This window comes from Microbacterium sp. Root1433D1 (assembly GCF_001426835.1).
In the GTDB taxonomy this organism is placed as follows: Bacteria; Actinomycetota; Actinomycetes; order Actinomycetales; family Microbacteriaceae; genus Microbacterium; species Microbacterium maritypicum.
In genome coordinates this window covers 1-13,669 of the sequence record NZ_LMFN01000002.1, presented here as the reverse complement: position 1 = coordinate 13,669, position 13,669 = coordinate 1, and the positions used below count along the sequence as shown (strand labels likewise).

The window sequence follows — 13,669 nt, the reverse complement described above, 5'->3', positions numbered from 1 at the left end:
CCCGACGGATGCCCCTCCCGACGGATGCACCTCCCGACGGATGCTCCGCCCCGGAGGCCCGCGCCCGGGAGAGCGTCAGACCACGAGGTTCGCGGTATCCACCACGCGCGGGCCCGCGGCGGGGAAGGCCGTGCGGGTCACACCCGATTCGACGTTGCCGGTGTGCAGCAGCGTGGACGATGCGCCGAACGCGGCATCCGCCAGCTCGAGCGCGCCGCCTTCGAAACGGTTGCCGACGGCGCGGTAGTGGGTAGCTCCCTTCGTGACCGCGACATGCGTGGCCGACCCCTCCGCACGGAAAGTGCTGTCGGACAGCGTCAGGTGCAGCTCGCCGTCACCGGTGCGCGAGACACCGGTGCCGCCCTTGATCGCGACATCCGACCCCGCGATCTCGACCGCCTGCCGCTCCCCTCGTGCCGCGGCGATGCGGGCGTTGCGGAGCGTCGATCCCTCGAACCGCAGCCGCTCCGACGATGTCACGACCGGCGCCGCGTCGTCGGCGTCCGTGAGCGTCGAGCCGCGGAAAGTGACCGCTCCGGCCCCCGCGATCTTCATGCCGCCGACCCGGTCGAGCACGGTGTCGACGAACGTGACCGGCGTCTTCACCGTGGCGTTGGTGAGCTCCCCCGGTGCGACGAACGTGAAGTGCGAATCGGCGATCACGGTCGGCCGCGCGGAGTTGTCCGAGGCCTGCGTGATCACGAGGGTGTCGGATGCCGTGCAGCCGCGCAGCTGCGCGCCGTCGGCGTTGATCCACAGCATGCCCGATCCCGCGAGCGACGGCTTGCCGATCACCTGCACGTCTTCGAGGGTGAGGTCGGTGATGCGCACGCGGGCGACGAACCACGAGCACACGTGCTTGCGCACCGTGATGCGCTTGGCCGCCGATCCCCAGGCCGCCCCCGAGTTCGCGAAGGTCATCAGCCCCGAGTTGCCGGTGTATGTGAGGTCGTGCTCGTACTGTCCGTGCGTGACGAACGGCCCCTGGTCGTCACCGTCGCCGTGGCAGTTCTCCACCAGGCAGTAGGCGCTCGCGGTGAAGTCGTTCAGGTGCCGGGCGTTCGCGGTGTGGCAGTTGGCGACGTATCCGTAGAGGCAGTAGATCTGCTGCGTCAGGTAGCCGGCCCCACCCCAGGTGACCGAGGTGGGGTTCTTCAGCGTGCAGCTCACGGTCGAGTAGTAGGTGTTCCACCGGCGCTGGATGAGCGGCCAGAAGGTGCCGGTGCCGTCGATGTGGTCGACGTCGCAGCGCACCGCGTACTCGAAGGCCAACGGGTGCGAGCCCGTGTACTCGTCGGTGCCGGTGCCGAGGAACTTCAGGTTCGACACCGTCACGTCGTGCACCGGAACGACGCGGCGCCACGTCATCGTGCGGTCTTTGCCGAGCGGCCAGCCGTTCTTGTAGTTGATGCGGATGTGCGTGCCATCGACGATCTGCGTGACCTGCACCATCCGCTGCAGCTCGCGCTCCCAGCGGCCCGACAGCGCGTTCACCTCGGCGGCGTACCAGTCGCCGACCGCGAAGAACGAGGAGTCGGCGACCGGGAAGATGTCACCCAGATCGGGCACCACCTCGCCGAGCTTCGCCTCGTGCAAGGCATCCGTCACCTCGCCGCGGAAGAACATGACCGCGGCGAAGGGGTCGTCCTTGCCCGCATTCTCGATGCCGACGGTCGTCATGAGGTGCCCGCCGAAGTCGAAGGCGATGTTCGACCGCGAGAACCTGTGGCGACGCACGAAGTTGAGGGGGCTGTGCCCCTCGATGCGGTGGATGCTCGCATCGTTCACCATGGCGTCGAGCGCGTCGTCGGCGTTGACGCTCGCATCCATGATCCCGAACATCCGGAAGTCCACGACCCCCTCGTGCACGAGCAGCCACGCCCCGCCCTTCGGAGCGGCGAGCACGGTGCCGCCGTTCGCCGCCGGAGCGTTCTTCTTCACGAAGCGGTACAGCCCGCCGCCCCCGTCACCGGCCGCGGCGTATCCGGTCGTGCGGACCAGATCGCCGTCCTTGCCCTTGCGCGTGACGAGATCGGTCGCCGTGCCGCCGTTCGCCACAGACGAGGAGCCCGAGTTGCCCTGCGTGACGATCGGGCCGGCGGCCTGCGCGGGGGTCTGCGCACTGACGGCCGCCACGCCGCCGATGGCTGCCGCGCCGAAACCGGCGAGCAGCATGCGTCTGCTGCGCAGAGCAGCGGTGTCGGTCTTCTCCTGCGGGGTCGTGCTCGTCTTCTGGGTCATGCTCATCCTCCTTGCGGCGTCATCGCCGCGGTCAGGCGTCCGGTCGTTCTGCCGGGCCGCATCATCCGATCGATCCCCAGTCCCCAGTGTTTTCTCCGAGCGGGTCGCTCAGAAGTAGTCGCCCGCCGTGAAGTGGCGGATGCCGCGCAGCCGCGCCTCACGCCGCAGCGGACGGATCATCCCGGTGCGGTCGTCCTGCCTCACGGCCGCGGGGGCGAAGGCGCGGAGTGCGCGATCCTCATCCTCGAGAGCGGGGACGGCGAGATCGCACGACGTCACCCCGGCGGATGCCCAGTCCGCGCCGATGGCGGAGAGCAGGTCATCGCGCGCAGCACCGCGCCCCGGAAGCACGGCGCTCTCCAGGAGCATGCCGACATCGCCGCGGTGCTCGGTGATCGCGTAGCCGACCGGCGCTGATCCCTCGACCCGGAGGTACAGGGTCACACCCCTCATGCGCACCTCGGCCATCGCCCGGTCGCGGTCGCCGCGCACCGGGGCCAGGACCACTCGACCTGCGCGCGAACGCTCGTAGACCTCCCGCAGTGGGCGGAGGCTCCCGAGCCCCACGGCCTCGCGCACGACCAGCCCCTCGGTCTCGGCCGACACGGGAGGGCTCCACGGCCCGACCAGGGTGCGCGGCATGGAGAAGGTCTCGAACCCGCTCGAGCGATACACCTCCGGGGTGCCGGTGAACAGCAGCGCCCAGTCGGCGTCGCGCCCGGCCTGCAACGTCGCGGTGACGAGCCTGCGGGCGAGGCCCTGTCCCCTGGAGCGCTCGGCGACCGCGACGCTGCCGATCGCCTGCACCTCGGCGATGCCGCCGTCGGATTCGCGCAGCCGCTTGGGCAGACCGTAGATCGACCCGCACAGGCCCTCATCGTCTTCGGCCACGATCGTGTGGGCGAACCGTTCATCGTCGATGAGCCACTGGTCAGGCGTGAGCGCAGGGGCGAACGCGGTCGCCCACAGCGCGGTGAGCGCGGGCTCGTCCTCGACGCGCGCGGCCCGGATGCGCTGGTCGCTCATGCGTCGCCCCGCGCGATCTCGGCGGCACGGATGCTGTTCGCCACGACGCTCCGCGCCTCGTGCCAGGGCGCCACGGTCGCCCCCGCGGGCGCCGCATCGAGCAGCGCGCGGATCAGGCCGCAGAACCCGAGCTCGTCGTTCGCGTCCGCACCTCCCTCCGCACCGACATCGAGCGCGACCGAGCGGATGCCGGTGGTCGTCACCACATCCACCCCGTAGGCGTCCACACCGGGCGCGCCGGTGATCAGCACCTGCACCGGCACCTCGCGCTCCGCACCGGGCATTCGCACCATGCCCTCGACGCCGGCGGCATCCTCGGACGCCGTGGCCGATCCGTGGCGCGAGCGCGTCCAGCCCGATCCCGAGACGAGAGCAGCACCAGGCAGCAGCACGTCGAGCATCTCCCAGGCGTGCACCCCCACCGTCACCGCCGTGCCTCCGCCGCGCTGTGGGTCGTCCTGCCATGCGCGCTCCGGCAGCTGGAAGGCCGCATTGTCGTGCTGGGCGTGCACACGGAGCGCGAGCACATCGTGACCCGCGACCTCCTCGGCCAGAGCTCTGAGCGCAGGCGCGAAGCGCAGGACAGAGCTCGTGCCGATCGGGATCGAGCCTCCGGCGAGCGCGCGGTCGACCACGGCGAGCTGCGCAGCCGTCGCCGCCATCACCTTGTTCACGAAGACCGGAGCAGCTCCGCTGCCGAGCGCCTGCAGGAAGGGTCCGACCTCGTGCGGACGCGGTGTCGCGATGACGAGGTCGGGCAGGAGCGCCGCGAGCTCGCCGGCCGAGGCCGCCGTGACCCCGCCGAAGCGTGCCGCGAACGCGCTCGCCGCCGCCGCATCCGCATCGTGCACCCCGACGACCTCGGCGCCGAGCGCTCGGACGTTCGCGGCGTCGGTGTGCGGATGAGAGTGCGCGAGCCCGGCGAAGGCCACGCGCAGCGGCGTCCCGGTCATGCCATCGACGACAGCTGGTCGCGGGAGACGATGTGTGCGAGCGGGTGTCCCGCGGCGAAGGCCTCGACCTCGTCGGCGACGATCCGTCCCTGACGCCGTCGCCCCTGACTCGTGCCGGCCGCCCGATGCGGGGTCACCAGCGCGCCGGGCAGTGTCCGGAACGGACTGTCCGCGGCGAACGGCTCCTCGTCGAACACATCGATCGCGGCGTTGAGCCTGCCGCGCTGCAGCTCCTCGATCAGCGCGGCCTCGTCGACCAGCCACGAGCGCGCGGTGTTCACGAGCCCCGCGCCGTCGCGCATCAGGGCGAGCTCGCGGCGACCGATGAGATGGTGGGTCTCGGGCAGCGTGGGAGCATGCACGGCGACGATCTGCGCGCGCCGCAGCGCCTCGTCGAGCGGCACGAGCTCGGCTCCGAGAGCCGCCGCCGCGTCGGCATCGATCGTCGGGTCGACAAGCAGCGCTTCGGCCCCGAGCGCGCGGATCAGTTCGAGGTAGGCCCGCCCGGTGCGGGAGGCGCCGATCACGGCGATGGATGTGCCGAGGATCTCGCGCTGCACGCCCACGGCATCCGCGTCGTACCAGCCGTCGCCGGAGCGCAGGGCGTTGTGCATCTCGGGCACCCGGTGCAGCAGCGCGAGCGTGAACGTCAGCGACACCTCGGCCACCGGCCGCGCCATCCCCGCACCGGCCTGGGTGACCAGGATGCCGCGGTCGAACAGCTCGTCGGTCGCGAAGGGCTTGATCGTCGCACCGGTGTGCGCGATCAGTGCGAGCGCGGGCAGCGATGCCAGCACCGCGGCGTCGAACGGGCCGACGCCCCAGCTCGTGATGACGATGCGCGCCTCGGCGAGCTCCGCGTCCGCGAGGCGGTCGACACGCAGGAAGGTGCCCCCGAGACGAGCCGCGACCGCACGCAGGCGCTCCGCATCCTCGTCGGAGAAGAACTCTGTGAAGAGCTCTTCCGAGACGACCGCGACCACGGTCGGCACACTCCTCTGGGCGCTCATCTCAACCAGGCCTCGAGGTTCTCGGCGATGAAGGCGTCGTCGTTCAGGTCGGGGTAGGCGTGACGCACCCGCGCGATCTCCTCGGCCTGTCCCGGTGAGAGACCCTCCGCGGGGTCGAGGCACCAGACGCCGTCGAGCAGACCCTGCTGGCGCAGCATCTCGTGCACACCGGCGATCACGCCGTCGAAGTCGTTGCCGGGATCGAACACGGCCTGGTTGACGTCGACCATGTCGGAGGCGACGAGACCCAGTTCGCGGTAGGCCTGCGCATCGCCGGCCATCGCCCGCTGCGCGCGTTCGAGGAGAGCGACGGCGGCGCGCGTGCCGACCGCCCACTGGCCGAGCAGCCCGCCGACGAAGCGCAGCGTGCGCGCACCCGAGGGCGACTCCACGTGGAATTCGGAGAGCAGGTCGGCCACGATCGCATCGTCGTTCCCGGTGTAGAGCGCGATCTCGTCGGCGCGGCCCGAGGCCGCGACGCCGCGCACCAGCTCGAGCGTGCGGTAGCGGTCGAAGGGGGCGGCCTTGACCGCGACCACGGCCGGGATCGAGGCAAACTCGCGCCAGAAGTCGCGGTCGAGCACGGGGCCGCCGATCGCGGTCTGCAGGTAGAAGCCGACCACCGGCAGCACCTCGCCCACCGCCCGGGCGCGCTCCAGCAGGGCGCGCTCGTCGGCGCCGGCCACGCGAGGGCTCACCAACACGGCGTCGTAGCCCAGGTCACGGGCGAGCTCGGCCTCGGCGACCGCCTGAGCCGTGCCACCGGCGACACCGGCGATGCGCACGACATCGGCGCTCGCCCGCGCGTCGAGCTCTTCCGCGGCGAGCGCGAGCACGGGCTCGAACAGGGCGTGCTCCGGATCGCGGATCTCGAACTGGGTGGTGTGCACTCCCACGGCGATGCCCCCGGCACCGGCGTCGAGGTAGTAGCGGGTGAGGGCGCGCTGGCGGCGTTCGTCGATGCGCCGATCGGCGGTGAGGGCGAGCGGATGCGCCGGGATCACGGCACCGCGGGCGAGGGTCGCCGCAGCCTCCGGTCGCAGGGTGGGAACCGCCATCAGAACTTCCCGTCCCGCACGGCCCACTTGGTCGGCTTGGCGATCATCGGAAGACCCTTCTCGATCCAGTCCGCCTGCAGCCCGATCAGCGTCTCGGCCGAGACGGCCGGGTAGCCGAACAGGGCCATGCAGCGCCGGGCATCGCTGAGCAGCGCGGTGGGCTGGGGCTCGTCGACGATCGTGACCTCGCGGTCGAACAGGGTGCCGAATCGACGGGCGATCGACTCCACGCTCAGGAGCTCGGGGCCGGTGAGGTTGATCGCGAACGGGGCGGTCGAGGCGTGCACGAGGCTGCGCAGCACGACCTCGTTCGCATACCCCTGCCAGATCACGTTGACGTTGGCCGTCGCGACCGAGACGGGCTGGCCCGCATGCACGGCGCTGCCGATGTCGGCGAGCACCCCGTAGCGCAGGTCGACGGCGTAGTTGAGGCGGATGATCGCGACCTTCGTGCCACGCTCCTGGGCGCCGAACTCGAAGACCCGCTCGCGCCCGAGGCACGACTGCGCGTACTCGCCGATCGGTGCGGGCTGCACCTCTTCGGATGCACCGCCGGAGGACGCGGGCAGGAACGGGTAGACGTTGCCCGTCGAGAGCACCGAGATGGCACTGTCGCGGTAGCGGCGGGCTACCCGATCGGGCAGGGCGGCGTTGACCTCCCACGCCCACGAGGCGTTGGTCGCGGCTCCGAACTTCGCCCCGACCATGAACACCACGTTGGGGGCGTCCGGCAGCGATGCGAAGTCGTCGTTCTCGATCAGGTCGAACGGGACGACCTTCACCCCCGCGGTCTCCAGACGCTCGCGGATCGCCGCGTCGCCGAAGCGGGAGACGGCGTAGACCGCGTCGCCCTGGCGCCCGGCGGCATCCATCCCGCGGCGCGCGAGCATGGCCAGCGTCGGGCCCATCTTGCCCCCGGCGCCGAGGATCACGAGGTCGCCCGCACCCCGTGCGAGGTCGTCGATCAGGCCGGCGCTCGGAGTGGCGAGCGCCTCCTCGAGTTCCGCCTCGGAAGTGAACTGGTGCTGAGTCATGTGGTGCTTTCCCTTCTTCTCAGCCCTTGATACCCGTACCGGCCACGCCCTCCTGCACGTACCGCTGAGCGATGAGGTACGCGAGGAAGATGGGCAGCAGCGCCACGACGGATCCGGCGAGCATGGTGCTCAGCGGGACGTTCTGCTGCTGCAGCGACGAGATGCCGACGGTGAGTGTGAACATCGCGTTGGACTTCGCGATGATGAGCGGCCACAGGAAGTCGTTCCAGTGCCACAGGAAGACGAAGATGCCCAGCGTCGCCAGGATCGGCTTGCACAGCGGGAGCACGATCCGCAGGAAGATGCGGAACTCCCCCGCGCCGTCGATGCGGGCGGCCTCGAACAGCTCATCCGGCAGTCCCTGGATGAACTGCCGCATCAGGAACACGGCCTGCGCGTTCGCGAGCGACGGCAGGATCAGACCCCAGTACGTGTCGACGCCGCCGAGGTTTGCCATGAGGATGAACGTCGGGATGAGGGTGACGTGGAACGGCACCATGACCATCGCCAGGAACGACCAGAACATCACCTCCTTGCCGCGGAAGCGCTTCTTCGCGAAGGCGTAGCCGGCGAGCGCCGAGAGGAACAGCACGGCGACGACCGAGACGAGGGAGTAGATGAGGGTGTTGCCGAGCCAGCCGAGGATGTTCTGTCCCGCGAGCACCTGCTCGTAGGCCTCGAACGAGATGTCCTGGAAGGGCAGCAGGGAACCCGGGAGCTCGACGACCATGCCGGGCTTCAGGCTCAGCACGACCATCGCGTAGAACGGGAAGAAGCTGAGGATGCCGGCCAGGCTCAGCCAGATCCACCGGCCGACGATTCCCCATCCGGTGGGCTGGAGCGCACGGTAGGCGCGACGCTGCTTCGTCGACATCTTCGGCGGCGTCGCCGGTGCCTGGGTCGGAGGCTGCAACAGAGCGGTCATTTCTGCTTTCCGATCACCAGGCGCTGGATGAGCGCGACGACGAGGGTCATGATGAACAGGGCCACACCGATCGCGGCCGCGTAGCCGTAGTCGAAGTAGCGGAAGCCCTGGTCGTAGAGCATGTACACGAGCGAGTAGCTGGCGTTCGCCGGCCCGCCCTGGGTCATCACGTAGATGACGTCGAACACCTGGAAGGCGGCGGTCGTCTCGATCACCGCGAGGAAGAAGAAAGTCGGACGCAGCACCGGGAGGATGATGTACCGGAAGCGCTGCCAGGCGTTGGCGCCGTCGACCAGCGCCGCCTCCTCGAGCTCGCGGGGAACGTCCTGCAGCGCGGCGATGAGGATCATCATCCCGTAGCCGAAGCGCGACCAGACACCGACGACGACGATCGCGGGGATCACGAGCACGGTGCTGCCGAGCCAGGATCCGCCGAGCCCCAGCGGTGCCATCAGCGCCGACCACGGACCGTTCGCGGAGAAGATCCAGACGAAGATCGACCCGGCCAGCACGAGAGAGGTGATGACGGGGAGGAAGAAGATCGAGCGGAAGAAGCGCGCGCCCCGGAAGGCACGGCGCACGCCCAGTGCCATCACGGTGGACAGCACCAGCGCGATCGGCACGGCGCACACCGTGTAGATGAGGGTGGTGCCCATCGCCCGCCAGAACAGCGGATCGGCGATCATGCGCTGGAAGTGGTCGAGACCACGCCACGAGATCTCACCCGTGATGTCGTAGTCGAAGAAGCTCAGGGCCACGCCGGCGATGCTCGGGCCGAAGCGGAAGGCGATGAAAAGGAGGAAGGCGGGGAGCACGAACAGGAACGCGATCCGCGCCTCTCGTCGTGCGAGCACCCGGGTGACCCGCCCTGCGGGCCTCTTCGCCGTGGTTGCCGTCGTCATCAGTGATACCTCACGTGGGGGGAGTGAAGGGGTGCGGGGGCATGCGGAGTTCGGGCTCCGCATGCCCCCGATCGTGTTACTTCTTGATCAGCGGTGCCGCGGCTGTCGCGGCATCCTTCAGCGCAGCCTCCGGGGTCTTGTCCCCGAGGAGGGCTGCCTGGATCTCCGGTGCGAGCACGCCCATGAGCGCGCGGGACGAGGCGTTGAGCTCGCCCACCGTGGTGTCGGGGACGTACTTCTCGACCTCGCCGAGCAGCGGGTCGTCCGCGTACAGCGGCGCGGTGGTGCTGAGCGCCGAGAAGTAGCCGGCCGCCTTGAGGTACGGCTCGACCACGTCGGCGCCGGTGGCGTACTCGACGAACTTCGCCGCAGCGTCCTGCGCCTTGGAGCCCTTGAGCACCGAGAGCGATCCGACCGTGCCGTAGGCCACGGACTCCTTCTCGGTCAGCGGCGCCATCACCTTGACGTTCTCCTCGCCCCAGAAGGGCACGACCTCGTTGACCGCGTTGTTCCACGTGCACGCGACCTTGCCCTGGGCGACGGCGGTCTGCTCGAGCGGGACGTTGGTGGTGAGCGCCTCGGGGTCGAGAGCGCCCGCCTCGGCCAGGTCGGTGAGGAAGGTGAGCGCCTGCACGCCCTCCTTGCTGTCGAACCCGACGTCGCCGTCCTTCGTGTAGACCTCGCCACCGGCCTGCCACAGCAGCGGGTAGTAGGTGAGGTTGAGGGTGTTCTCCGCGGATGCCGGGTAGTTCAGGGCGTACATGCCCTTCTCCGTGAAGGCGGGGGCCATCGCGGTGACGTCGTCCCAGGTCTCGGGGTACTCGGTGACGCCCGCGGCCTCGAACGCGGCGGCGTTGCAGATGAGGGGCTGGGCGCTGGTGAGGATCGGAGCCCCGAGGATGTCTCCGTCGAGCGTGACCGACTTCTTCACGTTCGGCAGCAGATCATCCTGGCGCTCGGTGCTCAACAGGTCGTTGAGCGGGGCGATCGACTTCTGGTACGCCGCGAGCTGGTCGGGGATGAGGTAGACGACGTCGGGGCCCTTGCCGGCCGCGATCGCGGTCTGGAGAGCCTCGTCGCGGTTCGCCCACGGGAAGATCTCGTACTTCACGTTGATGTTCTCGTTCTGCTTCTCGAAGTCGGCGATCGTCGAGTCCCAGAAGTCCTTGTGCACCGCCTCGTCGGCGATGACCGGGTAGAGCCAGACCGTGATGTCCTGCTCACCCTCTGCGGTGTTGCCTCCGCCGGCCGAACATCCGGCCAACAGGGTGGCGGCCGCGAATCCCGCGACGACGCCGGTGATCTTGCTGACGCGCATGGTGCTCCTTTGCTTATACCGTGCTGAGTACGGTTCATTATGACACTGCAATGGGATAATTCGTCAAGTACAAGTTCTCAGACCCGTGTTTCAGCCGTGTTTCCCGTTCGAGAACATCAAAGCTTGATCTGAGAATTGGGTGTGCTAATTTGATCGCACCCGACGACGGAGAAGAAGGAAGGACCGCACATGGCCGTGACCAGTCCGCTCTCGATCGTTGCGCGATCCGCTCTGCAGCTGCGCGATGTCGGGCCCGCGACCGTGAACGACCTGTCTCGTTCACTCGAGATCTCGCGTACCTCGGTCGAGAACGCCGTGACCGTCCTGGCCGAGTCCGGGCTGATCGTCGACGCCCCCGCCCAGAACGGCGGCGGCGCCGGACGCCCTGCCCGCCGCTACTCCTTCCACGGCGCCGCTGGCACCGTGGTGGGGGTCGACATCGGGGTCGCGAGCGTGCGCGTGGTGCTCGCCGACCTGTCCGGACTCGTGATCGCGCAGCGCAGCTACTCCGGTGTGGCCGCGCAGCCCGACGGCGCCTCCAAGCTCGCCGCCGTGATCGACGATGTGCGCCGCACCCTCTCCGCCGTCTCCATCCCCGCCTCGAAGGTGCGCGCGGTCGGCGTCTCGCTCCCCGGCATCGTCGACGATGCGGGGCGCGTGACCACCTCCGTCGTCATCCCCGAATGGTCGGGCATCGACATCGGCTCCCAGCTGCGGCAGGCCTTCGGCTGTCCGGTCGCCGTCGACAACGGCGTGCGCCTCGCCGCTGTCGCGGAACACCACCTCGGTGTCGCGCAGCTGGTCGACGACGTGATCTACCTCTCGGTCGGCAACCGCATCGCGATGGGACTGATCCTCGGCGGACGCCCGCGGCGCGGCATCCACAACGCCGCCGGTGACATCGGCCGGCTCGCCTTCCGGGGGCTGAACACCGAGACGGGTCAGATCTCGTGGCGCACGGCGTCGACCGCAGCCGAGGTGTTCGCGAAAGCACGCGGGGGCGATGAGGCCGCCCAGCAGGAGCTCGACGGCTTCATCGACGAACTCGCCCACGGGATCGCCACCCTGACCATGACGGTCGACCCGGCCATGATCGTGATCGGCGGCGGACTGTCCGCAGCGCACGAGCAGCTGCTCGACCCGCTTCGGGCCGCCCTGCCCGGCCACCTCGGCCTGCCGTTCCAGGTGCCGATCGCCGAAGCGCGCCTGGGCGCCGAGGCCGCCGCGCACGGAGCGGTCGTGCACGCGTTCCAGCGCCACGCCGCCGAGATCTACGGCATCGAGGACATGCCGGCCCCGCCGATCACCCCGCTGCCGATCGAGGCGGCCGGCACCGACGACACCACCGTCGAGAACACCGAGGAGAAGCAGTGAGCACGTTGAAGGTCGGACTCATCGGCGCCGGGGGAATCTCCCGCGTGCACGCCGACGCCTGGCGGGCGCTCGGCGCCCAGGGGTACGTCACCTCTCTCGTGGGAGCCGAGGCGATCGCCGAGGAGTACGGATTCGAGCTGGTCCCCGATGTCGACACGCTCATCGGTCTGGTCGACATCGTCGACATCGTGACCCCGAGCAGCACCCACGCCGACTTCGCGCAGCGGGCCATCGCGCGCGGGCTCGACGTGATCTGCGAGAAGCCGCTCGCGGCGACCGCCGAGGCCGCTGCAACCATCGCCCGCGCCGCAGAAGAGGCCGGTGTGCGGCTCTTCCCTGCCCACGTCGTGCGGTACATGGGCGAGTACGCCCAGATCAAGGCGGGCATCGACGCCGGTCGCATCGGCACGCTCGCCGTGCAGCGGTTCAGCCGCGCCGGCTCCGCCCCGCAGACCCCGTGGTTCTTCTCGGAGAGCGCCGGTGGCGGCGTGATCCGCGACCTGATGATCCACGACATCGACCAGGCGGTCTGGTTCGCCGGTCCCGTCGCGACGGTCTATGCGGTGCAGAACCCGCCGACGGTCGATGACCGCGTGCCCGCCCCCGTGACCTCGCATGTCGTGCTGACGCACCGCAACGGCGTGATCAGCCACATCCACGGCAGTTGGGTCGCGCCGGGCATGCCCTTCCGCACGAGCGTCGAGGTCGCAGGCTCCGAGGGACGCCTGCGCTACGACAGCGCCGAGGACAACGCGCTGCGCACCGACGCCGTGCTCCCCGAGGGTGACACCGACTATCTGCCGCCGATGTCTCCGCAGGAGAGTCCGTACTACGCCGAGATCGCCGACTTCGTCGCCGCTGTGCGCGAGGGCCGTGACGCGAGGGTCAGCCCCGCCGACGGCATCGAGGCCGTGGCCGTGGCCGAGGCCGCGTACGCCTCGATCGCCGGCGGAGTCCCGATCACCCTGCCCGAACGCTCCGCCGCCGACGCCGAGGAGGCCGCCCGATGAACACTCCTGTCCCGCTGCGGATCGCCGTGCTCTCGTTCGCGCACACGCACTCGCTCAGCTACGTGCACGCTCTGAAAGCGATGCCGGGCGTCGAGCTGGTCGCCGCCGATCCCGACGGCGCCGCGGCTGCCGACGACGCGCTCCGGGGCGCGGCCCTGGCCGCCGAGCTCGGCGTCGCCTACGTCGACACCTACGACGAGGCCTTCGCCTGGAGGCCCGACGCCGTGGTGATCGCCGCCGAGAACTCCCGCCACCGCGCCCTCGTCGAGCGCGCGGCCGCTGCCGGGGTGCACGTGCTGTGCGAGAAGCCGCTGGCCACCACGGTCGAGGATGCCGTCGCGATGCAGGAGGCCTGCGAGCGTGCCGGCGTGATCCTCATGGTCGCCTACCCTGTGCGCTTCGCGCCGAGCGTGCGCGACGCGATCACCGAGCTGCGCAGCGGGCGCCTCGGGAAGGTCCTCGGCGTCACCGGCATCAACAACGGGAAGCTCCCGCAGGACCGCGCCTGGTTCACCGACCCGGAACTGGCCGGAGGCGGCGCGCTGGTCGACCACGTCGTGCACTGCGCCGACCTGCTCGACGAGCTCCTGGGCGAGCGGGCCCAGTCGGTGCGCGCCGTGTCSAACAGCATCCTGCACGCCGAGCGCGAGCTCGAGGTCGAGACCGGCGGACTCGTCTCGATCCGGTACCCGAGCGGCGTCATCGCCACGATCGACTGYTCCTGGAGCTGGCCGATGAGCTCGGCCACCTGGGGCGGGCTGACCCTCCAGGTCGTCGCCGAGCGCGGCACCGTCACCGTCAGCCCCTTCGCCAAGGGC

General features: G+C 70.0%; 12 protein-coding genes. 3 read left to right on the top strand and 9 right to left on the bottom strand.

The window, feature by feature from the left end; genetic code table 11:
- Positions 1-75: 75 nt before the first annotated feature.
- The 9 genes from ASD13_RS05945 to ASD13_RS05905 form a co-directional block, all read right to left on the bottom strand.
- Positions 76-2,241, bottom strand: a complete 2,166-nt coding sequence (locus tag ASD13_RS05945; RefSeq protein WP_082531421.1) for a peptidase C14 — start codon at positions 2,239-2,241, stop codon at positions 76-78.
- A gap of 108 nt (positions 2,242-2,349) precedes the next feature.
- Complete coding sequence (locus ASD13_RS05940) at positions 2,350-3,267, bottom strand: GNAT family N-acetyltransferase (protein WP_055866974.1); 918 nt, start codon at positions 3,265-3,267, stop codon at positions 2,350-2,352.
- The gene (locus ASD13_RS05935; RefSeq protein ID WP_055866972.1) at positions 3,264-4,220 is read right to left on the bottom strand and encodes a hypothetical protein; all 957 of its coding nucleotides are present in this window, start codon (positions 4,218-4,220) and stop codon (positions 3,264-3,266) included. Before ASD13_RS05935 ends, ASD13_RS05940 begins: the two co-directional genes overlap by 4 nt.
- The gene (locus ASD13_RS05930) at positions 4,217-5,230 is read right to left on the bottom strand and encodes a hydroxyacid dehydrogenase (RefSeq protein ID WP_055866969.1); all 1,014 of its coding nucleotides are present in this window, start codon (positions 5,228-5,230) and stop codon (positions 4,217-4,219) included. The genes ASD13_RS05935 and ASD13_RS05930 overlap by 4 nt, the downstream gene beginning before the upstream one ends.
- Positions 5,227-6,288, bottom strand: coding sequence for a dihydrodipicolinate synthase family protein (locus tag ASD13_RS05925; protein ID WP_055866966.1), 1,062 nt, complete (start codon positions 6,286-6,288; stop codon positions 5,227-5,229). Before ASD13_RS05925 ends, ASD13_RS05930 begins: the two co-directional genes overlap by 4 nt.
- A complete protein-coding gene (locus tag ASD13_RS05920; protein ID WP_047523745.1) occupies positions 6,288-7,322 on the bottom strand; it encodes an NAD-dependent epimerase/dehydratase family protein in 1,035 nt (344 codons plus the stop codon). The genes ASD13_RS05925 and ASD13_RS05920 overlap by 1 nt, the downstream gene beginning before the upstream one ends.
- A gap of 19 nt (positions 7,323-7,341) precedes the next feature.
- Complete coding sequence (locus ASD13_RS05915; protein ID WP_047523747.1) at positions 7,342-8,247, bottom strand: carbohydrate ABC transporter permease; 906 nt, start codon at positions 8,245-8,247, stop codon at positions 7,342-7,344.
- On the bottom strand, positions 8,244-9,149 hold the full coding sequence (locus tag ASD13_RS05910; protein ID WP_047523748.1) for a carbohydrate ABC transporter permease: 906 nt from the start codon (positions 9,147-9,149) through the stop codon (positions 8,244-8,246). The genes ASD13_RS05915 and ASD13_RS05910 overlap by 4 nt, the downstream gene beginning before the upstream one ends.
- Before the next feature lie 76 nt (positions 9,150-9,225).
- A complete protein-coding gene (locus ASD13_RS05905) occupies positions 9,226-10,467 on the bottom strand; it encodes an ABC transporter substrate-binding protein (RefSeq protein WP_017830075.1) in 1,242 nt (413 codons plus the stop codon).
- 189 nt (positions 10,468-10,656) lie between these two features.
- Between ASD13_RS05905 and ASD13_RS05900 the strand changes: the two genes are divergently transcribed.
- The 3 genes from ASD13_RS05900 to ASD13_RS05890 all read left to right on the top strand — a co-directional run.
- Positions 10,657-11,841: an ROK family transcriptional regulator gene (locus tag ASD13_RS05900; RefSeq protein WP_055866964.1), complete on the top strand. Its 1,185-nt coding sequence runs from the start codon at positions 10,657-10,659 to the stop codon at positions 11,839-11,841.
- Complete coding sequence (locus tag ASD13_RS05895; protein ID WP_055866962.1) at positions 11,838-12,851, top strand: Gfo/Idh/MocA family protein; 1,014 nt, start codon at positions 11,838-11,840, stop codon at positions 12,849-12,851. Before ASD13_RS05900 ends, ASD13_RS05895 begins: the two co-directional genes overlap by 4 nt.
- Positions 12,848-13,669, top strand: an 822-nt coding sequence (locus ASD13_RS05890) for a Gfo/Idh/MocA family protein (protein ID WP_055866958.1), incomplete at its 3' end; no start/stop codon positions are given. The genes ASD13_RS05895 and ASD13_RS05890, both read left to right, overlap by 4 nt.

Excerpts from the sequence above, each read along its gene's own strand:
- ASD13_RS05920 (WP_047523745.1), bottom strand. The coding sequence starts at position 7,322 with ATGACTCAGCACCAGTTCACTTCCGAGGCGGAACTCGAGGAGGCGCTC.
- ASD13_RS05925 (WP_055866966.1), bottom strand. The coding sequence starts at position 6,288 with ATGGCGGTTCCCACCCTGCGACCGGAGGCTGCGGCGACCCTCGCCCGC.
- ASD13_RS05935 (WP_055866972.1), bottom strand. The coding sequence starts at position 4,220 with ATGACCGGGACGCCGCTGCGCGTGGCCTTCGCCGGGCTCGCGCACTCT.
- ASD13_RS05930 (WP_055866969.1), bottom strand. The coding sequence starts at position 5,230 with ATGAGCGCCCAGAGGAGTGTGCCGACCGTGGTCGCGGTCGTCTCGGAA.
- ASD13_RS05940 (WP_055866974.1), bottom strand. The coding sequence starts at position 3,267 with ATGAGCGACCAGCGCATCCGGGCCGCGCGCGTCGAGGACGAGCCCGCG.
- ASD13_RS05910 (WP_047523748.1), bottom strand. The coding sequence starts at position 9,149 with ATGACGACGGCAACCACGGCGAAGAGGCCCGCAGGGCGGGTCACCCGG.
- ASD13_RS05915 (WP_047523747.1), bottom strand. The coding sequence starts at position 8,247 with ATGACCGCTCTGTTGCAGCCTCCGACCCAGGCACCGGCGACGCCGCCG.
- ASD13_RS05900 (WP_055866964.1), top strand. The coding sequence starts at position 10,657 with ATGGCCGTGACCAGTCCGCTCTCGATCGTTGCGCGATCCGCTCTGCAG.
- ASD13_RS05905 (WP_017830075.1), bottom strand. The coding sequence starts at position 10,467 with ATGCGCGTCAGCAAGATCACCGGCGTCGTCGCGGGATTCGCGGCCGCC.
- ASD13_RS05945 (WP_082531421.1), bottom strand. The coding sequence starts at position 2,241 with ATGACCCAGAAGACGAGCACGACCCCGCAGGAGAAGACCGACACCGCT.